General features: G+C 67.8%; 21 protein-coding genes and 1 tRNA gene. 3 read left to right on the top strand and 19 right to left on the bottom strand.

The window, feature by feature from the left end; translation table 11 throughout:
• Positions 1-37: 37 nt before the first annotated feature.
• From ABB28_RS10320 to ABB28_RS10280, 9 genes are all read right to left on the bottom strand, one after another.
• Positions 38-1,336, bottom strand: coding sequence for a DUF58 domain-containing protein (locus ABB28_RS10320; RefSeq protein ID WP_057508543.1), 1,299 nt, complete (start codon positions 1,334-1,336; stop codon positions 38-40).
• Entirely contained in the window at positions 1,333-2,346 is a 1,014-nt protein-coding gene (locus ABB28_RS10315; protein ID WP_057508542.1) for an AAA family ATPase, read from the bottom strand. Before ABB28_RS10315 ends, ABB28_RS10320 begins: the two co-directional genes overlap by 4 nt.
• Positions 2,343-3,539, bottom strand: a complete 1,197-nt coding sequence (locus ABB28_RS10310) for a DUF4350 domain-containing protein (protein ID WP_057508580.1) — start codon at positions 3,537-3,539, stop codon at positions 2,343-2,345. Before ABB28_RS10310 ends, ABB28_RS10315 begins: the two co-directional genes overlap by 4 nt.
• Positions 3,536-5,170, bottom strand: a complete 1,635-nt coding sequence (locus tag ABB28_RS10305) for a DUF4129 domain-containing protein (RefSeq protein WP_057508541.1) — start codon at positions 5,168-5,170, stop codon at positions 3,536-3,538. The genes ABB28_RS10310 and ABB28_RS10305 overlap by 4 nt, the downstream gene beginning before the upstream one ends.
• On the bottom strand, positions 5,160-6,158 hold the full coding sequence (locus tag ABB28_RS10300) for a stage II sporulation protein M (RefSeq protein WP_057508540.1): 999 nt from the start codon (positions 6,156-6,158) through the stop codon (positions 5,160-5,162). Before ABB28_RS10300 ends, ABB28_RS10305 begins: the two co-directional genes overlap by 11 nt.
• Positions 6,155-6,847 (bottom strand): RDD family protein, encoded by a 693-nt coding sequence (locus tag ABB28_RS10295; protein WP_245625325.1) that lies wholly within the window; start codon positions 6,845-6,847, stop codon positions 6,155-6,157. The genes ABB28_RS10300 and ABB28_RS10295 overlap by 4 nt, the downstream gene beginning before the upstream one ends.
• 133 nt (positions 6,848-6,980) lie before the next feature.
• On the bottom strand, positions 6,981-7,511 hold the full coding sequence (locus ABB28_RS10290) for a gamma carbonic anhydrase family protein (protein WP_057508539.1): 531 nt from the start codon (positions 7,509-7,511) through the stop codon (positions 6,981-6,983).
• Positions 7,512-7,633: 122 nt separating this feature from the next.
• Complete coding sequence (mnmG, locus tag ABB28_RS10285; RefSeq protein WP_057508538.1) at positions 7,634-9,523, bottom strand: tRNA uridine-5-carboxymethylaminomethyl(34) synthesis enzyme MnmG; 1,890 nt, start codon at positions 9,521-9,523, stop codon at positions 7,634-7,636.
• 543 nt (positions 9,524-10,066) lie between these two features.
• Positions 10,067-10,612 carry a hypothetical protein gene (locus tag ABB28_RS10280; protein WP_057508537.1) on the bottom strand — a complete coding sequence of 182 codons (546 nt, stop codon included), beginning with the start codon at positions 10,610-10,612 and terminating at the stop codon, positions 10,067-10,069.
• Between the two features lie 153 nt (positions 10,613-10,765).
• Here ABB28_RS10280 and ABB28_RS10275 point away from each other — a divergent pair, with 153 nt between their 5' ends.
• Entirely contained in the window at positions 10,766-11,728 is a 963-nt protein-coding gene (locus tag ABB28_RS10275; protein WP_057508536.1) for a pyridoxal-phosphate dependent enzyme, read from the top strand.
• Positions 11,725-12,330 (top strand): YdcF family protein, encoded by a 606-nt coding sequence (locus ABB28_RS10270; protein WP_057508535.1) that lies wholly within the window; start codon positions 11,725-11,727, stop codon positions 12,328-12,330. The genes ABB28_RS10275 and ABB28_RS10270 overlap by 4 nt, the downstream gene beginning before the upstream one ends.
• 212 nt (positions 12,331-12,542) lie before the next feature.
• On the opposite strand, the gene bioC is transcribed toward ABB28_RS10270, so the two are convergent.
• The 4 genes from bioC to ABB28_RS10250 all read right to left on the bottom strand — a co-directional run bounded on the left by bioC (position 12,543) and on the right by ABB28_RS10250 (position 16,347).
• Positions 12,543-13,439, bottom strand: a complete 897-nt coding sequence (bioC, locus tag ABB28_RS10265) for a malonyl-ACP O-methyltransferase BioC (RefSeq protein WP_057508534.1) — start codon at positions 13,437-13,439, stop codon at positions 12,543-12,545.
• A gap of 28 nt (positions 13,440-13,467) precedes the next feature.
• Complete coding sequence (locus tag ABB28_RS10260; protein ID WP_057508533.1) at positions 13,468-14,250, bottom strand: SDR family oxidoreductase; 783 nt, start codon at positions 14,248-14,250, stop codon at positions 13,468-13,470.
• Positions 14,251-14,323: 73 nt separating this feature from the next.
• Positions 14,324-15,124, bottom strand: coding sequence for a pimeloyl-ACP methyl ester esterase BioH (bioH, locus tag ABB28_RS10255; protein ID WP_057508532.1), 801 nt, complete (start codon positions 15,122-15,124; stop codon positions 14,324-14,326).
• Positions 15,125-15,132: 8 nt separating this feature from the next.
• Positions 15,133-16,347 (bottom strand): aminotransferase class I/II-fold pyridoxal phosphate-dependent enzyme, encoded by a 1,215-nt coding sequence (locus ABB28_RS10250; protein WP_057508531.1) that lies wholly within the window; start codon positions 16,345-16,347, stop codon positions 15,133-15,135.
• Between the two features lie 252 nt (positions 16,348-16,599).
• On the opposite strand from ABB28_RS10250, the gene ABB28_RS10245 reads away from it, so the two are divergent.
• Entirely contained in the window at positions 16,600-17,286 is a 687-nt protein-coding gene (locus tag ABB28_RS10245) for a ComFC family protein (RefSeq protein ID WP_057508530.1), read from the top strand.
• Between the two features lie 82 nt (positions 17,287-17,368).
• Here ABB28_RS10245 and ABB28_RS10240 read toward each other — a convergent pair whose 3' ends face one another.
• From ABB28_RS10240 to ABB28_RS17760, 6 genes are all read right to left on the bottom strand, one after another.
• A complete protein-coding gene (locus tag ABB28_RS10240; RefSeq protein ID WP_057508529.1) occupies positions 17,369-17,818 on the bottom strand; it encodes a PA2169 family four-helix-bundle protein in 450 nt (149 codons plus the stop codon).
• A gap of 218 nt (positions 17,819-18,036) precedes the next feature.
• A complete protein-coding gene (locus ABB28_RS10235; RefSeq protein WP_057508528.1) occupies positions 18,037-18,327 on the bottom strand; it encodes a helix-turn-helix domain-containing protein in 291 nt (96 codons plus the stop codon).
• Positions 18,324-18,752, bottom strand: a complete 429-nt coding sequence (locus ABB28_RS10230) for a hypothetical protein (RefSeq protein ID WP_057508527.1) — start codon at positions 18,750-18,752, stop codon at positions 18,324-18,326. The genes ABB28_RS10235 and ABB28_RS10230 overlap by 4 nt, the downstream gene beginning before the upstream one ends.
• A gap of 433 nt (positions 18,753-19,185) precedes the next feature.
• A complete protein-coding gene (locus tag ABB28_RS10225; protein WP_057508526.1) occupies positions 19,186-19,578 on the bottom strand; it encodes a hypothetical protein in 393 nt (130 codons plus the stop codon).
• 166 nt (positions 19,579-19,744) lie between these two features.
• Positions 19,745-19,821, bottom strand: a tRNA-Arg gene (locus tag ABB28_RS10220).
• Between the two features lie 123 nt (positions 19,822-19,944).
• Positions 19,945-20,946, bottom strand: coding sequence for an alginate lyase family protein (locus ABB28_RS17760; protein WP_152983448.1), 1,002 nt, complete (start codon positions 20,944-20,946; stop codon positions 19,945-19,947).
• Between the last annotated feature and the right edge of the window lie 13 nt (positions 20,947-20,959).

Genomic DNA, 20,959 nt, shown 5'->3' with positions numbered 1-20,959 from the left:
ACTACCGTACGGGCGGCCAGCGGCCGTCACGACCCGGTTACAGCAGGCCGTCGCGCTTCACCGACAGGTAGCGCTCCACCAGCGCGCCGGGCAGCGCGTCGGCGGTGACATCCAGCACCATCACGCCATGGCTGCGCAGCGCATCGTGCGCCTGCGCACGCTGTTCCAGGTACATCGCCGCGGCACCGGCGTGGGCGGCATCGGTGGGCTCCAGCACCGGCTGCTGCAGTGCCTGGTCCAGCACCTGTTCGCGCAGGCTGGCCACGCACACCAGGTGGCGCCGCTGCAGCAGCTTCACCGCGGCCAGCAGGTCTTCGATGTCCTCGTCGCGCACGTTGGTCACCAGCATCACCAGCGCCCGCCGCCGCTGCAGGACCGAAAGCCGGGTAGCCGCGGCCAGGTAGTCGGTCGCCACCGGCTGTGGCTGCAGGTCATGGCTGGCGCGCAGCAGGTCGTCGATGGTGCCCATGCCGCGCTTGGGCGCCACCCAGCGCGGCTCGCCACCAATGGCATGCAGGCCGACACCGTCGCCCTGGCGCAGCGCCAGGTAGGACAGCACCAGCGCGGCGTTCAGTACCTGGTCGAAGTGCGAAAGCCCGCCGTCGCTGGCCATCATCCGGCGACCGGTGTCGAGCATCAGCAGCATCTGCTGGTTCTTTTCATCCTGGTACTCGCGCGATACCAGCCGGCGCGCGCGCGAGGTGGCCTTCCAGTCGATCTGGCGCAGGCTGTCACCGATGCGGTACTCGCGCATCTGGTGGAAATCGGTGCCTTCGCCGCGCCGGCGCTTGAGGTGTGCGCCCACCATGCGCGAAGCCTGTTCGGCACTGAACAAGGCAAAGCGGGTCAACGGCACGAAGTTCGGGAACACCCGCACCTCGAGGGCAGGCGGCACGCTGCGTCGCTGCGTCCACAGCCGCCACGGCGACTGCAGGCGCAGTTGCACACCTTCGAAGCGGAACGCGCCCCGCTGCGGCGGCTGCACGTGGTACTCCAGCGTGGTCGCAAAGCCGGCACGCAGGCGCAGCCGTCGCGGCAGGCCTTCGCTATGCCATGCACCCGGCACCAGGTCGAACACCTCCAGCCGCATCGGTTGCTCGGCCTGCAGGCTCAGCTGCACCGCGCGGCGCACGTCCAGCGCCAACGACTCCGGCATGTGCCGCTGCACGCGGGGCGACGGCAGCCGGCGCACGCGCAGCAGGTCGACCAGCCCGATCAGCAGCAGCGTCGCCAGCAGCGCCCACCAACTCCAGCGCGGCAGGCCGCCGGCCAGCACCACGCCGCCCACGCCGGCCCACGCCAGCAACAGCCACAGCAGGGGCAGGGCAGGCCTCATCGGCGCGGTGCGTCCACCTTGGCCAGCAGCGCCGACAGCACGTCGTCCGCACCCTGGCCTTCGATCTGCAGCTCCGGGGCCAGCGCGATGCGGTGGCGCAAGGCCGGGCGTGCGATATCGCGCACGTCGTCCGGGGTGACGAAATCACGGCCGGACAGCAACGCCTGCGCACGCGCGGCACGCACCAGCGCGATGCTGCCGCGCGGCCCCGCACCGAGTGCGATCCCCGGCCATTTGCGGGTGGCGGCAACGATGCGCACCGCGTAGTCGATCACTTCGGCATCCACGGTGATGGCGGCGGTCGCCTGCTGCAGCGCGACCACCTCGCCGGCGCTCAGCACGCGCGGCACGCGTTGCAGGTCGAAGTCGCTGGCGCTGCGCCCGGTGGTGACCGCATCGACCATGCGCTTCTCTTCTTCCAGCGCCGGGTAATCGATGATGATCTTCAGCAGGAAGCGATCCAGCTGCGCTTCGGGAAGCGGGTAGGTCCCTTCCTGTTCAACCGGGTTCTGCGTGGCCAGGGCCATGAACGGCGGCGCCAGCGGGAACGATTTGCCTTCGATGGTGACCTGCCCCTCCTGCATCACTTCCAGCAGCGCGGACTGGGTCTTGGCCGGTGCGCGGTTGATCTCATCGGCCAGCAGCAGGTTGGTGAACACCGGCCCGCGACGGATCTTGAAGCTCTCGCTCTTGGGGTCGTACACCGCGTGGCCGCTGACATCGCTGGGCATCAGGTCCGGGGTGAACTGCACCCGGCCGTGGTCCAGTTCCAGGGCCTGCGCCAAGGCGCGCACCAGCAGCGTCTTGCCCAGTCCCGGCACGCCTTCGATCAGCACGTGGCCGCCGGCCAACAGCGCGATCAGGATCTGGTCCAGCACCTCCTGCTGGCCGATGAAGGCATGGCCGACCGCTTCGCGGATCGCGTCCACGCGTTCGACCAGGTCACCGGCAACCGGCGAAGGCCCACCCAGCGGCGGCGGGGACGAAGGGGTGTTTTCCAGTTCGGTCATAGCAGGCGTCTCATCTGCAGCAGGAGGGCAATCCGCTCTTTCAGGGCGGTAAGGTCGTTGGCGGCGGGCGCGGCCAGCGCGGTGCGTACCCGGCTTTCCGGCCACTGCAGCAGGGTGGCGATGGCCTGTTCCTGGGCGGCGCCTTCCAACGCGGCGGCGATCGGCGCGCGCGCCTGCAGCCGGCGCAGGAACAGTGCACGCACCGCGGCATGCAGGCGGGCGCCCTGGCGCTGGCGCAGCAGCAGCTCACCGCTGGCGCGCACGTGTTCCAGCAGCGAACGGCGTTCGGCCAGTGGCGAGGGCAGTTCACTGCCGAAGCGCTGCGAGCGCATCCACAGCCAGCCCAACAGGGACAGCAGCAGGGGCAGCCAAAGCGGCCATCCCTCGAAGAACATCCGCGCCCACAGCGACGGCGGCCGGCTGGCATACACCAGCCACATCGTGCCCTTGCCGTAGTTCGGCTGCAGCAGGTAGCGCGCAAGGTCGCGGTGCGGCCCGTCGTACAGGCCATCGCGGGGGTTGTCCAGATCGCGCTTGGGTCGGTACTGGGCAACGATGAACGATGGGGCTTCCGGCTGGCCGCGCATGAAGTCCATGTCGGCCAGTACATCCACGCTGCCCTTGCCGTGGCGCAGGCGCGCGAACACCAGGCCGCTTTCGTTGCCCCACTGCCGCTGCACGTTGGCCTGGGCGGCATCGCTGAGATCGAAACGGCGGCCGCCGCAGAACTCCTGGTGGCGGTCTTCGCCTTCGACCTGGAAGGGTTGGCAGTTGCTGCCGAAGCCCAGGCTGCCGATGCCCAGCGCCTGCAGCAACGCGGGCTCCCGGCGTTCGTCATCGTTGCCGGTTGGCGGTGTGCGCACCAGCAGGTGCCCGCCACGCTGCACCCAGGCCAGCAGCGCGGCCACTTCCGGCGCGGGCAGTTCGCCACTGTCCTGCAGCAGCACCACGGTGTCGCCGGCGGCCGGTGACATCACCGCCATGTCCAGCCGCGCGCGTGCCTGCACCTGCAGGCCATCGGCGCGCAGTGCCTGGCCCAGCACGTACAGCGGGTTGTAACTGGCTTCGCCCTGCGGCGGCAGCGTTTCGGTCCGGGTCACCTGCTCATGGGTGCGCAGGAACCACACTCCCAGCGGCACGCTGACCAGCACCGCCAGTGCGATCACCACCGGCCACAGCACGCGCGCCTTCATGCCGGCCACCGGTACTGCGCCTGCAGGGCATCGGCCAGCGCTGCAAACGCATCGCGCGAGGGCAGGCGGTTGCCGTAGGCGGCGTACTGCCACATGCGCACGATGGCGCCGAACAGTTCGCGGTCACGCGCATCGGGCATGCGGCGCGAAGCACGCAGCACCTGCGCTTCGGTGGCGCCGGGCGGCAGCACCACGCCACTGCGTTCCACCACCGTGCCCACGCTGGCGCGGTACAGCAGGGCCAAGGCCTGGCGCGGCAGCCCGCGATCCCACAGTTCGCGCGCGCGGGTCGCCACGTCGGGCGGCACCACCTCGGGCAGGGTGATGGAGTCTTCGGTCACCGCGCTGGCGCTGACAGCCTTGCGCCGGCCGGAGCCACGCAGCCACGGCAGCCAGCGCCGCGCGGTCAGCAGCAGCACCAGCAGCAACACGCCGAGCAGCAGCCACAGCCCCCATTCCATCGCCAGCGCGACCATCTTGGCGGCCGATCCGGCAAGCTCCCTGGATTTGCCCGCGTCGGCTTCGCGCTTGAGCCGCTCGCGTTGCCTGCGCTCGGCTTCGTCCTCGGGTTCACGCGTTTTCCATTCGGTCACCGTCCGGGTGGGGCGCTGCAGCGGATCTTCATACGCGCGCTGCACCGCCTGGCGGAAGCCGGCGGTATCCACCGGAGCGTCGCCGAAGATGCCCACTGGGGTGTCGTCGGGGTCTATCGGAGACAGCGCCGGCGCCTCTTCCCCGCTCGCCTCTTCGGTCTCGCTGTCCTCATCGTCGGCAGCGGCGGTCGCGTCCTGTGCCGTGTCCTGCGCCTGCACCGGCGCGTACGCGGCCGGCAGCGCGAACAGCACCACCAGCAGCAGCAACGGCGCTGCCTGCTGCAGGCGCTCGCGCAGGCGGCGGAAGCTGATTTCCACGTCCCATGCTTCCATCTGCGTGCGGCGGTTGAGGTACAGGCCGAAGCCTGCGCCCACATGGAACGGCCCGATCACGCTGGCGGCCAGCCAGAACACGCCATTCAATCCGAACTTCGCCCACGCCGGGGTGTCCTGCCGCACCAGTTCCCACGCCGCGCGCCAGGAATCGCTCAACAGTTCCACCGGTACGAACAGGAAGATCGCCGACAGCGCGCCGATCACCAGCACGGCTTCAAAGCCGAGGCACAGCAGCGTGAGCAGCATCGACGGACCCGCCGCCGCGCTCAGTACCGCACGACGGCGCAGGCTGCGCAGTGATGCATCGGCGCCCTCCAGCAGGTTCACCGGCAGGCACACGTTGCGTACCGGGCTGAAGCGCCGCCAGCCCAGGTAACCCCAGAACCCGCTGACGCCCCACCCGCGTTGCGCACGCAGTGCCTGCCATGCGCTGACCGGTTCGCCGAATACATCGCGTGACAGCACGTACAGCACCACGCGCTCGAACAGCGGCTTGCACCACCACAGCAGCAGCCACGCCCAGCCGAAGGCATCGCCGTGCCACCACGCCAGTGCATTGAACAGCAGGAACAGCGGCGCACTGGCCAGCAGCCAGGCACCCCATGCCGCGCGCGGCTGGCGACGCGCCAGCGCGGTGCCCAGCTCCATCGCCTCCCAGCTGCTGCGTGCACGCAGCGCCACGTTGAGCTGGTCAATCCGCATGTGCATCCCCGCGGCCACCGCGCCACAGCCACAGCAGCACCAGCGTCCACAGCACGGCGGCCACGCTGTACTTGCCCCACGCCGGGATGCTGGCGATGGACGACCAGAACGCTTCGATGAAGGCCGCCACCAGCAGCATCGCGGCGACGCCCAGGCACAGCCGTGCACCGATGCGGCCGCCTTCCACCAGCGCATCCAGGCGGCGCAGGCGACCGGGCGCGACCAGCCGCAGCCCCAGCTGCAGGCCGGCGCCGCCGGCGATCACGATGGCAGTCAGTTCGAAGGCACCATGGCCGACCACGAAGCGCCAGAACGGATCGCCGTGGCCCACGTGCTGCAGGTGCCCGGCCACCGTGCCGATGGTGATGCCGTTGAACAGCAGCACCAGCACCGTGCCGACACCGGCCAGCAGGCCACTGGCGAAGGTACGCAGGCCGATGCTGATGTTGTTCATGATGTAGTAGCCGAACATCATCCAGTCGGTGCCACTGTCGCGGCCCAGGTTGGGTGAAGACGGGTCATACATGCGCTCCACCTGCGCCAGCCGCGCGTTGTCCATCAGCAGGTGGACCAGCTCAGGCCGCAGCTGCACGGCCACGAAGCTGCCCACCAGCGGCACCGCGAACAAAGCCAGCGCCACCCACATCACCGTGGACTGGCTGCGCACCAGCTGCGGGAAATCGGCGAACAGAAACTCCAGCACGCCACGCCAGCGGAACGCCGGCGTGCGGTACAGCAGCGTGTGGCCGCGCTGCATCAACTGCTGCAGGTGCTCCACCAGCTGCGGGCTGTAACCGCGCTGGCGGGCCAGTGCCAGCTGCTGGCACAGGCGGCGGTAGCGCTGCGGGAATTCGGCATCGGCCGGCAGCGCGGGATCCACCGGCGCACGCGCGCGGCGGCGGCGGCCCAGGTGCGCGCGCTGCTCCAGCCAAGCTTCCAGGGCCTGCCATTCGGGTTGGTACCGGCTGACGAACTGTTCCTGCTTCATCGCCGCCCCAGCAACCAGTTGGCCATGGCATACAGGCGCAGCACGCCGACCTGGCCGTTGGCTTCGGTCAGCGGGCTGACGATCGCCGCCAGTTCCTGCTGGCGTGCCGGTACCAGCAGCGGCGCGCGTTCGGCGAAGGCGATCACCGCCGATTGTTCCAGCGGCTGCAGCGGCACCGGTGGCGGCAGCGCACTGTCGATGGTGGCCGCCGGCGCACGGATGCGCGGCTCTGCATGCACCACCAGGGTGCCGGCGACCAGATCGCCAAGCCGCCGGCCATGCGGATCGAACAGGCTGCTGAGCAGCCCCAGCGCGTAGCCGAAAGGCAGCATGTCCACGGTGCGCAGCAGGTTGCGGGTGACCGACCCACTCCAGCCCACCGGTGCCCCGTCGCGGGCGATCACCCGCAGGCCCATCGCCCGCTTGCCCAGGGTCTGCCCCCAGATCGCTTCGAGCACGATGGTGTAGGCCCAGTACAGCAGGAACATCAGGGTCAGGTGCAGTCCACGACCGAACTCATCCAGCAGTGCCAGCGGAAAGGCCAGCACGATCAGCACGGCCGCGCGGATCGAAAAATCGATGAGCCAGGCCAGCGCGCGCGGCAGTGGGCCGGCGGCACGCAGCTGCAACGGCACGCCTTCGGGCGTGACCACTTCGCGGTAGGTGTCCAGCATCGGCATTGCGGTCATCTGTGCCGGATTCCTCTCCGGCAGGCGGCCACGGGCATGTGAGTCTCGACGTCGTCCTGGGTCGGAGCCTGACTTTAGCAGGTTGCCGGGCTCACCGAGCCGACTGACGTCGGCGCTGCCTGCAGCTGGGAGCTCAGCCCAGGTACTCGTCCTTCAGCCGCACGTAGTGGGCGGCAGAATAGTGCAGCGCTTCGATCTCGCTGTCTTTCAGCATGCGTGCCGGGCGTGCGGGGTTGCCCAGCCACAGTTCGCCTTCACCCACCACTTTGCCCGGGCCCACCACCGCACCGGCACCGACGAAGCCATGCTTCTCCACCCGCGCGCCATCGAGGATGCAGGCGCCCATGCCGATCAGGCTGTAGTCGCCGATGCTGCACGCATGGATGATGCAGCCATGGCCGACCGTCACGCCTTCGCCGATCAGCGTGGGAAAGCCGGCCTTGTTGAACGGGCTGTGGTGGCTGACGTGGATGATGGTGCCGTCCTGCACGTTGGTGCGCGCGCCGATGCGCACGAAGTTGACGTCACCGCGGATCACCGTGCCCGGCCAGACCGATGCGTCCTCGCCGATTTCCACATCACCGATGATCGTGCAGGCAGGATCGACGTAGGCACGCGCGCCGAGCACCGGCATCTTGTCGCGGAAGGGGCGCAGCGGGTTCATCGGCTTCTCCGGTATAGCGCCGGGCCCTGCCCGGCAGAAAGGGTAGCGCCGAGCGAGCCTCGGCTGGTAACGGTAGCGCCGAGCCATGCTCGGCGAGCGCAGCGGATCGCAGGCCCGCCGACCTAGGCCACGCGGCCGCGGCGCGAACGTTCCAGATGCACCAGCAGCAGCGAAATCGCCGCCGGGGTCATGCCGGGGATGCGCTGCGCCTGGCCGATGGTCTGCGGCCGCACGCGCTCCAGTTTCTGCAGCGCCTCGGCCGACAACCCGCGCACGATCGCATAATCGAAGCCCTCGGTGATCGGCGTGGATTCGTGCCGCTGCTGGCGCTCGATCTCCTCGCGCTGGCGGTCCAGGTAGCCGGCGTACTTGACGCCGATCTCCACCTGCTCGGCCACCTTGGCATCGTCCACGCCCGGGCCCAGCGAGGGCACCTGCATCAGCTTGGCGTAGTCCAGTTCCGGGCGCTTGATCAGGTCCAGCACGTTGGTTTCGCGGCTCACCGCCACGCCCAGCACCTGTTCCACTTCGCGCCCCAGTGCATTGCCCGGCGTGGCCCAGACCGCGCGCAGGCGGGCACTTTCAGCGCCCACCGCGGCCTGCTTGGTCTCGAACGCCGCCCAGCGGCGGTCGTCCACCAGGCCCATCTCGCGGCCGACCGGGGTCAGGCGCTGGTCGGCGTTGTCTTCGCGCAGCTGCAGCCGGTATTCGGCGCGGCTGGTGAACATGCGGTACGGCTCGGTGGTGCCGTGGGTGATCAGGTCGTCCACCAGCACGCCCAGGTAGGCCTCATCGCGGCGCGGGCACCAGCCGTCCAGCCCACGCACCTGGCGGGCGGCATTCAGGCCGGCCAGCAGGCCCTGCGCGGCCGCCTCTTCGTAGCCGGTGGTGCCGTTGATCTGGCCGGCGAAGAACAGCCCGCCCACGGTCTTGGTTTCCAGCGATGCCTTCAGCCCGCGCGGATCGAAGTAGTCGTATTCGATGGCGTAGCCGGGACGGGTGATATGCGCGTGCTCGAAGCCGCGGATGCTGCGCACCATCGCCAGCTGCACATCGAAGGGCAGCGAGGTGGAAATGCCGTTGGGGTAGATCTCCACGATGCCCAGGCCTTCGGGTTCGACGAAGATCTGGTGGCTTTCCTTTTCGGCAAAGCGCACCACCTTGTCTTCGATGGACGGGCAGTAACGCGGGCCGATGCCCTCGATCTGCCCGCTGTACAGCGGCGAGCGGTGCAGCGACTCGCGGATGATGTCGTGGGTACGCGCGCTGGTGTGGGTGATCCAGCAGCTGACCTGCGGCGGATGCTCATCCACCGAGCCCAGGAAGGACATCACCGGCCGCGGCTCGTCACCAGGCTGTTCGTCCATCACGCTGTAATCCAGCGAACGCCCGTCGATGCGCGGCGGGGTGCCGGTCTTCAGCCGGTCCACCTGGAACGGGCGTTCACGCAGGCGCGCGGCCAGCGTGGTGGCCGGCGGGTCGCCCATGCGGCCGGCGGCGTACTGGGTCGGCCCGACGTGGATCTTGCCGGCCAGGAAGGTACCGGCGGTCAGCACCACCGCCGCCGCGTCGAAGCGCAGGCCGGTCTGGGTGAGCACGCCACGCACCTGGTCGCCTTCGATGACCAGGTCATCCACGGCGGCCTGGAACACGGTCAGGTTCGGCTGCGCTTCCACGATGGCGCGGATCGCCATCCGATACAGGTTGCGGTCGGCCTGGCAGCGGGTGGCGCGCACCGCCGGTCCCTTGGACGCGTTCAAGGTGCGCCACTGGATGCCGGCGCGGTCGGCGGCATGTGCCATCGCCCCGCCCAACGCATCGATTTCCTTGACCAGGTGGCCCTTGCCGATGCCGCCGATCGCCGGGTTGCAGCTCATCGCGCCCACGGTTTCGATGTTGTGGGTGAGCAGCAGGGTGCGCGCGCCACCGCGTGCCGCGGCCAGGGCCGCTTCGGTGCCGGCGTGGCCGCCGCCGATGACGATGACGTCGTAACGATGGAAGGAGTCGGTCATGGGGAACGCAGGGGGTGGCCGCAGCCATCGGTTGGGAAGGCGCAGGCGCCTTGGAGGGTGGCGATTTTAGCGCCAATCGCAGCCGGGGTCAGATTCCTTTCGCCGCCTGCCGGAAAGAAACCCGCGCAGATTCGTGAATCGACCCTAAAGTTGGCATGGAACCTGCAGATATATCCATAGCACCCAGCGTGATCGGCGCCATTGGCGCTACGGACCGGAATTGGAACAGGGGCTGGTCCAGATGCACATTGGGGAAGCGTAGGGCCGGCAGTCGGGGGACTGTCCGGCCCTGTTTTTTTCCGGGACACCGGAGCAAGGCCGTTCCACCTGCAACAACCGCTGAAACAACAAGGCCCCGCTTGCGCGGGGCCTTGTCTTTTTAGGTGCCGACATCCGACAGGGCCGGAACAGGGGGGATCCAGATGTTCCTGGCGGATATCGACGTAGATCGTATGACCGGCTGCGTCGACTTTGTCACTTTTGGACGCGGCGGGTCAATCCGGGCCTACTTTGAACCTTCCTGACAGAAGGTTCAAGAGCCGATCACCGCTCCTGCTGTCGTTCTGTGGAGCGGTTCAAGTTTCGCCACGGCGAACCACTGGGACGCGGCGCCGACGCCGGGCGTGGCGGCGCTGAAGGGCGTACCTGCTGCTGCGGCTGCGGACGGTTCATGCCCTGCGGCGGACGCGATGGACGCGTGTTGCCATCCAGGTTGCGCCATGGTGAGCCGCCGCCGTTGTTGCCGGGCGGGCGGGTAGTGGGCGGACGCGGACGGTCCGGCGGCGGACGATTGCCTGGCGGACGGTGGCCATGATGCGGCGGCCGGTAATTCGGGTAGGGACGATAGACCGGGTAGCCGTAGCCATAGCCGCCACCGTAGTAGCCACCGCCGTAGTAGCCGCTGCCGTAACCATAGGGGCTGCCGCCGTAGCCATACGGATAGCCCGCCGGATAGCGGTATTCCGTGGAAGGCGCGCCGTGGTAATAGCCACTGCCGCCACCACCGCCACCGCCGCCGACATAGTCGTACGTGGCGCAGCCGGACAAAGCCAACAGCAGGCCTCCGGCAACCATCAAGCGCATCTTCATGACACGGCCCCCTAGGGTGAGGACTCCAGCTTAGCCTTTCGCATTGAATCGCCGCTAAATCCGCACCCCCCAAGCATGAATGGTTGGCAATCGACCCGATATCGACAGCTGCAGGCGCTGCGAGCGGGTAGGGGCATACGTTAATCTTTGCAGATGAACGAGGCGCTACCACCCCCCGCCCAAGCTGTACTTGAAGCCGCCGCGCGGATCGCGCCGCATGCGGCAGTGACGCCCGTACTGCGCTCGCAGACGCTCGATGCGCTGGCCGGCGCGCAGCTGGCCTTCAAGGCGGAACACCTGCAGCGCAGCGGCGCGTTCAAGTTCCGCGGCGCCTGCAACGCGGTGTGGTCGCTGTCCGCCGACCGGGCACCGGCCGGGGTAGTGACCCATTCTTCCGGCAACCACGGCGCTGCGTTGGCGCTGGCCGCGCGCACCCGCGGGATCGCCTGCCATGTGGTGGTGCCCGACGGCGCGGTGGCCGCCAAGCTGGCCAACATCGCCCGCCACGGCGCCACGCTGTGGCGCTGCGCGCCGACCATCGCCGCGCGTGAGGCGGTGTGCGCCCAGGTCCAGGCCGATACCGGTGCCACCCTGGTGCACCCGTATGCCGACGCGGCGGTGATTGCCGGGCAGGGCACCGCCGTGCTGGAGCTGCTGCAGGCCGAAGGTCCCTTCGACGTGGTGGTGGTGCCGGTGGGCGGGGGTGGGCTCGCCGCTGGTACCGCGCTGGCGCTGCAGCAGGTGTCCCCGCATACCCGCCTGGTACTGGCCGAACCGGCCGGTGCCGCCGACACCGCGCGCTCGCTGCAGGCGGGTGAGCGTCGCATCGACTTCGTGCCCGATACGGTCTGCGATGGCCTGCGCGGCACGCTCGGCGCGCCTAATTTCCAGCTGCTGCAGGCTGCCGGGGCGGAGGTGATCGTGGTTGACGATGCCGCCACCGTGGCCGCCATGCGCCTGCTGTGGCAGGTGCTCAAGCAGACTGTGGAACCGTCGTCGGCGATTGCCCTGGCCGCGGTACTGGCGCAGCCGCAGCGCTTCGCCGGCCTGCGCGTGGGACTGGTGCTGTCCGGCGGCAACGTGGATATCGACGCATTGCCGTGGTCGGCCGCATGAGCCGCCACCGTGTCGGCCTGCTGGGCTGGATGTGGCGCCTGTTCGTGCTGGTGCTGGTGTGGCTGCTGGGCGTGACCGGCTGGATCATGTGGATCGGCGAGCGCGACCAGGCGGCCAAGGCCGATGCGATCATCGTGCTCGGTGCCGCCGCCTATGACGCCAAGCCGTCGCCGGTGTTCCAGGAGCGCATCCGCCACGGACTTGACCTGTACGAAGCCGGCTATGCGCCGCTGCTGATCTTCACCGGCGGCTATGGCGGCAGCGGTGCGCGCTTTTCCGAATCGCAGGTGGCACGGCGCTATGCCTTGAAGCAGGGCGTACCGGCGAAGGCGATCCTGATCGAAACGCAGTCACGCAACACCGTGCAGAACCTGGTCGAAGCCAAGCGGCTGATGGACCAGCACGAGCTGCACCGGGTGATCATCGTCAGCGATCCGCTGCACATGGCACGCGCGCTGCGGCTGAGCCGTGCGATGGGCATCGATGCACTGGCCTCGTCCACGCCGAGCACGCGCTTCCGCAGTTTCCACACCAGCTGGCGTTTCCTGGCGCAGGAAATCTATTTCTTCCACCGCGACCTGTTCATGCAGGCGAGTGGGTGACGACCCGCTTCTGGTGGGTGACGACTCGCTACTGGTGGGTGACGACCCGCTACTGGTGGGTGACGACCGTTGGTCGTCACGGCTTCTGCCTCGATCCTTGCTGATGCCAGGAGCGTGACGACCAACGGTCGTCACCCACCAAAGGACGGTCGTCACCCACCAAGGACGGTTGTCACCCACCAAGAACGGTCGTCACCCGCCAAAGAAGGCCCTCACCCCGGCCGGCGGCGGATCGGGATCGCCGACAGCGGCACGGCCGCGATGTCCTGGCCCTGTTCGCGGATCGGCGCGCCGGCCTGCGGCGCCCATGCGTGGGCATAGATCACATCCCAGCTGCTGGGCAGCTTGCCGTCGGCGCGCCGCATCGGTTCGTATGCCGCGGCCGCCGCCTTGAAGCGTCCCGGCCCGGTCAGCGCACGACGGCGATCCAGCCGCGCGTTGGTCGCGCCCAGCGCCCGCAGCTCGGCCATCAGCGCCGGCAGGTCGTCGTAGGTCAGGGTGAACAGATCGCGATCCAGGACCGGATCGCGGAAGCCGGCCATCATCAACGCATCGCCGAACTGGGCGATGGGTGCGAAGCGGCTCACGTGCGGCTGCTCGTCGGCGGCGTGGAAGGCCTCGGCCAGTTCGATCAGCGTCTCCGGCCCGTAGGTGGAACACAGCAGCAGGCCACCGGGCTTCAGCACGCGGCGGAAGCCGGCGAACACCGCCGGCAGGTCATCCACGTACTGCAGGCACAGATTGCTGAAGATCACATCCACGCTGTTGTCGGCCAGCGGCAGCGCGGTGGCGCTGGCGCATACGCGCTGGAACGGCTTCCACCAGCCGGCCTGGCGCTTGGCCTGCGCCAGCATCGGTTCGGCCACGTCCAGCGCGATCACCTGCGCCTTCGGCCAGCGCTTCTTCATCAACGCACTGGCGTGGCCGGTGCCCGCGCCCACATCCAGCACCACGTCCGGCACGCGGGCTTCCAGGTACTCCAGCGATTCCATCAGGCGCTGCTGCACTTCACGCTGCAGCGCGGCGGCCGCATCGTAGGTGGCGGCGGCGCGGGAAAACGCGCGGCGCACATGGCGGGGATCGGGACGGGGATCGGTACGCTGGTTCATGCGGTTCTCGGTGCTGCGGGGTGCGGCGTCAGAAGGTGCCCGGGTAGGCGCCGCCGTCGATCAGCAGGTTCTGCCCGGTGAGGTAGCCGGCCTGTGCACTGCACAGAAACGCGCAGGCCGCGCCGAACTCATCCGGCTGGCCAAAGCGCCCGGCGGGAATGTGGCGGCGTTTCTGCTCGGCGATGGCCTCCGCATCGGCCTCCTGCTGCTTTGCCAGGAAGGCGAAGTTGCCGCGCAGGCGGTCGGTGTCGAACTGGCCCGGCAGCAGGTTGTTGACGGTGACGTTGGCCGACACCGTGCGCCGCGCCAGCCCGGCGACGAAGCCGGTCAGCCCGGAACGCGCACCGTTGGACAGCGCCAGGATGTCGATCGGCGCCTTCACCGACGAGGAGGTGATGTTGACGATGCGGCCGAAACCGCGCGCGATCATGCCGTCCACGGTGGCGCGGATCAGCGCGATCGGCGCGAGCATGTTGGCATCCAGTGCGGCGATCCAGTCATCGCGCTCGAACTGGCGGAAGTCCCCGGCCGGCGGGCCGCCAGCGTTGGTGACCAGGATGTCAACCTGCGGGCAGGCAGCCAGTGCCGTGGCACGGCCGGCATCGGTGGTGACATCGGCCGCCACCGCGACCACCTGGCCGGCGCCGGGCAGCGTGCGCAGGGCATCGGCGGCCTGCTGCAGGGCCTGTTCGCCACGGGCGACGATGACCACGTTCACGCCTTCGGCCGCCAATGCACGCGCGCAGCCCAGGCCAAGGCCCTTGCTCGCGCCACACACCAGGGCCCAGCGGCCGGCGATTCCCAGATCCATGTCAGTCCACCTTCTGTTGCGGGGGGCGTTGGCCGTCAATCCAGCAGTGTCGATCGGCGGCCAGCGGCCGTCACTAAGGCATTGTGGTTTGACGGCCAGCGGCCGTCACTACCTGCGCCGTGATGAAGTGTTGCAGCTGCGCGGCAACCTCGTCGGCCTGGCCGAGGAACGGCGCATGGCCGCCATGGGCGATGGTCTGCGCGCTCGCCGAATCGGCCGGGCACGATGCTGCTGCGGCATGTGCGGCGGCCGGTGGCACCAGCCGATCGCGGTGGCCGGGCAACCACAGGCTGGGCGTGCGCAACGACGGCAACACAGCGCGCAGTTCTGCCGACTGCAGCAGCCGCGCGCCTTCTTCCAGCACGCGCGGGTCCGGCGCGCCGGCGTCCAGCAGGTGTTGGCGCAGGCCGCGCAGATCGGCGCGTGCCGGGTCTGTGTTCATCAGGTCCAGTGCAAGGAAGCGATCCACGGTGGCCGGGAAGTCGTCGGCCAGGTCACGTGCGAACTGCGCGAACACCGGTGCCGGCACCGCATGCGGCCAGCTGTCATCACGCACGAAGCGGGGCGACGAGGCCAGCATCACCAGCCCCTGCACCTGCGGCCGGGTGGCGGCGGCATGCAGCGCGAACAGGCCGCCCAGCGACCACCCGCACCACACCGCCGGCGGCGTGGCCGCGGCAATGGCAGCCACCACCGGTTCGCATTCCAGCGGGGTGGCATCGTCGCGGCTGCGGCCATGCCCGGGCAGGTCCACCACGTGTACGGTGAACTGGCTGGAAAGGCGTTCCACCAATGGCGCGAAGACATCACCCTGCAGCGCCCAGCCATGGATCAGGACCAGCGCGGAGCCGCTACCGCTGACCGCGATATGCATGTGCTGGATCAGGCCAGCGCAGCGGCCGGCAGCAAGGTGCCGGCATGCAGGCCATCGCGCGCACGCGCGATCGCATCCACCAACGCCTGCACCTGCGCGGGCACATGCAGGGCGGACAGGCTGACGCGTACGCGCGCGGCACCATCGCCGGTCAGTCCGGCCGCAACGGTGCCAACCCACATGCCGGCCTGCTGCAGGTTCTGCGCCAGCGCCATGGCCTGCTGGTCGGTGGCGAAGGACAGCGACTGGATCGGGGTTTCGGCCGCCATCAGGCCCAGGCCGTGACCGCGCGCGGCGCTGCGGAACACGCCGACCAGTTCAACCAGCTTCTCGCGGCGCCAGTCATCGCGGCGCGCCAGGCGCAGCGCTTCCAGCGATGCCGCCGCCAATGCCGGCGACAGCGCGGGGGAATACAGATAGGGACGCGCGGTGGCGGCCAGATGTTCCAGCAGTGCGGCATCACCGACCACCAGCGCGCCGGAGCCACCGAGTGCGGCATCCAGCGCGAACACCTGCAACGGCACCTCGGCGGTGCCCAGTCCGGCGGCCGACACGCTGCCACGGCCGCCATCGCCGAGCACGCCGATGCCATGTGTATCATCCACGCACAGCAGCGCCTGCTGCATGCGCGCGACCAGCGTCAACGAACGCAGCGGCGCACTGTCGCCATCGATGCAGAACACGGCATCGGTCGCCAGCATCGCCGCGCCTTCGGCAGCATGCTTGAGCTGGCGCATCGCCCCTTCGGTATCCAGGTGCGGGTAGCGGCGCAGGCGCGCACCGGCCAATGCCGTGGCATCAAGCAGGCTGGGATGGTTGAGCTGGTCCTGCGCGCAGACGTCGCCGTCTTCGCACAGCAGCACCTGCTGCACGGCCAGGTTGGCCAGGTAGGCACTGCTGAACAACAACGCGCGCGGATGGCCCAGCCACTCGGCGGCCTCGGCTTCCAGCGCCTGGTGCAGCGCATGGCGGCCACCGGCGGCCGGCGCGGCGCCGCCGTTGACGCCTTCGCGCGCCACGGCGTCCTGCAGCGCGTTGACCACGCCGAACTGCTGCGCCAGGCCGAGGTAATCGCTGCCGCGGAAGCTGGTCAGCGTATGGCCATCGACCTCCACGCGGACGCCATCGCGGCGGCCCACGGCCTGCACCGGCGCAACCGAACGCAGGCTGTCCGCGCTGCTGCGCAGGGTCTGGATTCGCTCGAACAGATCAGGACGGGCCATCGGGGCGCACTACGGATGAACGGGCGGCTAGCGTAGCAAAACCGTCGCCAACGGGTCCGTGAGCCCGCCCCACCGCCGGTCGGTAGTGACGACCGCTGGTCGCGAGCACGGTAGTGACGGCCGCTGGCCGTCATCCAGCCGCCCCCGGTGGGTGACGACCGTTGGTCGTCACAGGCACGCCATATCCCCCCGCCACCCCGCGCCATCCTCCGATACCAGACACCCTCCACCAGCCGCATCCTGATCCCCATCATGCCGCTGCCCACCTTCCGCACCCTCGCCAACGGCCTGCTGTGCAGCCTGCTGCCCCCGGTCTGCCAGATCTGCGCCGACCCCGGCGAACGCGGCCACGAACTCTGCGGTGCCTGCAGCCTGACCCTCCCCTGGCACAGCGACGGCTGCGCGCGCTGCGCACTTCCCTTGCACGAAGACGCGGACGCGCTCTGCTTCCGCTGCGAAGAATCGCCACCACCGCTGGATGCCTGCTGGGCCAGCCTGCGTTACGAAGACCCGGTGTCCGGGCTGCTGCTGCGCTACAAATTTCATTCGGACCTCGCCGCAGGACGTTTGATGGCCAACCTGATGGCCCTCAACCCACCGCCGTGGGCACTGGCGCCGCTGGTGGCTGTGCCGCTCCACCCCAGCCGCCTGCGGCAACGCGGCTACGACCAGGCGGCGGAGCTGGCGCGCCTGATCGGCGCACCGCGCTGGAAAGGCCTGCGACGGATCCGCGCCACCGCACCGCAGTCCGAGCGCAATGCCGATGCACGCCGGCACAACCTGGATGGCGCGTTCGGTGTCGTGGGGGAGGTGCCGCAGGCAGTGGTGCTGGTGGACGATGTGATGACCACCGGCAGCACGTTGCATGCGTGTGCCGAAGCGCTGCGCAAAGCCGGCTGCCAGCAGGTCAATGCCTGGGTGTGCGCGCGGGTGCCGTGATGGGGCGGGGGCGGTAGATCACCCACAAAAAAGCCGACGCTGCCAGGCAGCGTCGGCTTTCAGAAAGCTGCTTACTGAAGTCTTACGACTTCATTGCATGCTTGCGGGCGCGCATGACCGCATGGGTCTCCTGCACTTCCGGCAGCAGGCGGGTGACTTCGGTGCGCACCGGGGCCGGCACGTCGTTGTCGGTCAGCACACCCTTGAAGGCCTTCAGCAGGCGATCTTCGGACTCTTCCAGCTCGGCCACGTAGCCGTACTGGGTGTCGCCCAGGGTGGCGCGGATGTTGCCGTACATCTTCTGCACCGAACCGACGAAGGTGCCGTGCTCTGCCGGCTCACCACCGGTAGCGGCGACGGTGGCGCTCAGCGAGGTGACAATGTCGGCCTTGCTGCCGGCGATGCGGGTGAACAGGGCAGCCAGCTCGGCGTCCTTCACCTTGGTCGCGGCTTCGCTGTAGAACTTCTGACCATCACGTGCGATCTCGATCAGGTCGTTGAGGCTGTGTTCGATCTTGGACTGGGTGCTCATAGATAGTGCTCCGTGTGAGTGGTCGTTTGGAACGGCGGGACAGATGCCGTGCCGTTGGGGACCACCTTGGACAAGTGCGAGTCCACTGCGGGTGAGCAGCGTTTGATGCGCCCGTCATGTGGCCCAACGCGGGCTGACGACCCGCGCCGAAAGCACTTGAATGGGCAAGCTGCGGATACAGGCCAGAGCCCCATTGAAACCGCCAGCACGCGGTGCGATCAGGCAGATGCTTCCAGCCGCAGCTGGATGCCCAACGCACGTGTCACGCCCAGCACGCTGTCGAAATACAAGGGGCGGGTGCCGTTCAGCTGCCGGCGCATGGCGTCGCTGTCGAGGCCGCACGCGTGGGCGACGAGGCTCATTCCGTGCAGCTCGGATACCAGCAGCAACGAGCGGGCGAACGTGCTCTCGTCGTAGTGGCTCATGTGCAGGCGGGTGTCCAGGTAGTCGGCCATATCGGCCGCACGGTGGTTGGCCAGATGGGCCCTTGCCTGCTCATAGGGCGTCATTCAGTACCCCACATGGCATCTGCGGACAAGCGGACCAATGCGCGGCCAGAGACGATGAGCCCTTCCACCAAGTGGTCGCTCAGGCCGCTATCCGGCTGGCCGTCCTGCCGGCCCAGGTGCACGGAATGCAGGATTTCGAAGATCGACGCGAGTCCCTGCAGCGTGCGGATGGGCACGGCGACCTGTGCGGTACGTTGGAGATCTGCATGGGGCCTGTTGCCGATCAGCGGTGCGTCGGGCCCGACGTCTGGAACGAAGCGAAGATGGACCACGCGATGCTTGTTGGTGCGCGAGGTTTCGAACGCTTCCAACCGCCGCTCCAGGCGTTCGATGAAGTGCGGCGGGAAATCGAGCATTCTGTCGCCCATCAGCGTGTACAGACGCTTCGCGCTCAGGGGGTATTGCGATTCATTCGGCGTATCCATTGATGAACCTCGCAAGGCTTGAGGCCACCTGCGCCGAAGCGTCAGGTGGCGGGCGATGCGGGTTCGCATACCGGTTGAAGGCAGCAAAAATGACCGGCGGATCTGGGATCCCCCGCATCGCCCACCATGGTTTCGGTGCGCGATGCAGTGCATTCTCCGCCGTGCCCAGAGGGCAAAACAGAGCCAAATGCCGCCTTCAAATCAGGATGCGAATCCCGGCTGGCGCTCTTCGTCGCCAGCAGGTTCATCCAATCAGTCACGGGCCCCTGCGTACATGGGCAAAGTTGCACATGTGGGTGTTGCAGACGGTCGGTGCAGCACACGGAGTGCGGGAACAGGGCGGCAGCTGAAGGCGACGCGCCCGGGTACGCCGTGATGCGGAATGCGCCAGCGGTTCAAGGCAGGCCCCCGCAAGAGGCAGGGGCCGCCCGGATCAATCGCGGTCGAGCTTGAGCTCCAGACCATCCGCGGTGTTACGTATGACCATCACATCGAAATCGCGGTTGCCGTTGACAGCCTTGATCTCTACCTCGTCCAGGTCATCAGTCTTGATGGCGTAGACACCTGTGCCGAACTCCTTCGACAGCGCGTTGGAGATCAACACCGCAGCCGCCTCATGATTGGTGGCCGCCGGAATGGCGATGGCGACGTTGGTGGCTTCACCGGCTTCCGGCCTCACCGCAAGGGTGATCTCGCCATCGACCTTGGAACGGCCCTTGAGCTCGACGTTCCACTTGTCCGCAGGTGCGGCGAAAGCGGGGACGGCCATGGCGAAGGCGACAGCTACGGCCAGGGACCGGGCAAGCGGGGTACGCAGGATGTTCATCGATGCCACTCCTCTGCAGGCGGGCAGGCGCCCGTGGGAGGCCGATGCTGTCGCAGGGGAGTTGGAGGGGGTGTGAAGCGTCGCTGCCGTGGCTGAACAGGCCTTCAGCGGGCCCGTTCGCGGCGTCCGGGCGGTGAGCCTGGGACGGTGGGATAAGCGAGGGAGATGGTGCGCCCGGAGGGATTCGAACCCCCGACCAATGGCTTCGGAAGCCACTACTCTATCCGGCTGAGCTACGAGCGCGCTGGCCGAGTAGTGTAACCTAAACTAGAGTATCGTGCGCAGCATCGGCCCTCGGCGCGGTGTCCGATGACACTCCGCGCCTGAGTGGAGCTCGACCCGAGAACTCAGCGATCTCGGCAGGCTTTAATTGCCGGTCGCGCACTGGGGCAAATGCCAGAGCTTGCTCAACATCAGCGAAGTTGAGCCTCCAAGTACCTTGTGCCGAAGCGAGTTATCCATAGCTTTGCATGCCTCTGATGTGGAGGCTGCCCCCGCGACTTGCCATGGCAATTTCCAGTAGGGGAAGTGAACGATCTCTTGGGACGTTGAGTAAAAGCTGTGATCATACTTTCCGGCACGATAGTCATCCAATCGCGTTTGCAGTATCACAACGTTCGGATTCGCTTCAGCCTGCTCTAGCATCCAGTCTCTTGATACACCAGCCGCGCCCCACGTGAGAGCGGTGAACGCGTACGCGTTGTAAAAAAGCGCTCGCTTCCCACGACTATTTTCATACGGAAAACCATCCGCATCTATGTGGGAGAAGCCCTCTGCGATCCCAGCCTTTCCGCGTTCATAGAGCGCATTCCGTCCTGTATACCGGCCTGCGAAAACCGCAAACGCGGAGCTCCAGTAAAAGAGGTTGTTTCTCTTCCGGCCGGAAGCTGAGAAGTAGGTCAGGGACTGATCTGCGAGCATCGCGAGCCAGCGCTTTGTTCTGTCGCAATCTGCATCTCTGCAAAGTTCAGCGCTCTGGCCGAACGAAGACACAAACGACATCCCATAGAGCATTGACGTCACTTGGCCCTGAAACCCGACAGGATGGGATAAGCCATCGCGCGATGCCCATTGGCTGAGGAGCTGGAGCGCACGCATTCCGCTGCAATCATCGCCAGTCACGTATTTGTTTGACATCTCGGCGATTTGCAAGGCTGCACGATCAATGGGTGCAACGTCGATTGAGTTCTGCTTTTTACGTGCTTCGTCGACTACTGATGACTGACGATCCATGTAGACTGATGTAGTTTCGACGTCTTTTACGACAGTACCCGGAGCTACGGATTCACATTGCGCCGAATTCGCATTGGCGTTGAACGTGTAAACGACAATGAGCAAAGCCATGCTCACGCGGGCGAGGAAACTCAAGGCGGCTCCCTTT

Origin of the sequence: Stenotrophomonas chelatiphaga, from assembly GCF_001431535.1 — a bacterium.
GTDB classification, from domain to species: Bacteria; Pseudomonadota; Gammaproteobacteria; order Xanthomonadales; family Xanthomonadaceae; genus Stenotrophomonas; species Stenotrophomonas chelatiphaga.
This window is presented reverse-complemented; position numbering and strand designations above follow the sequence as displayed.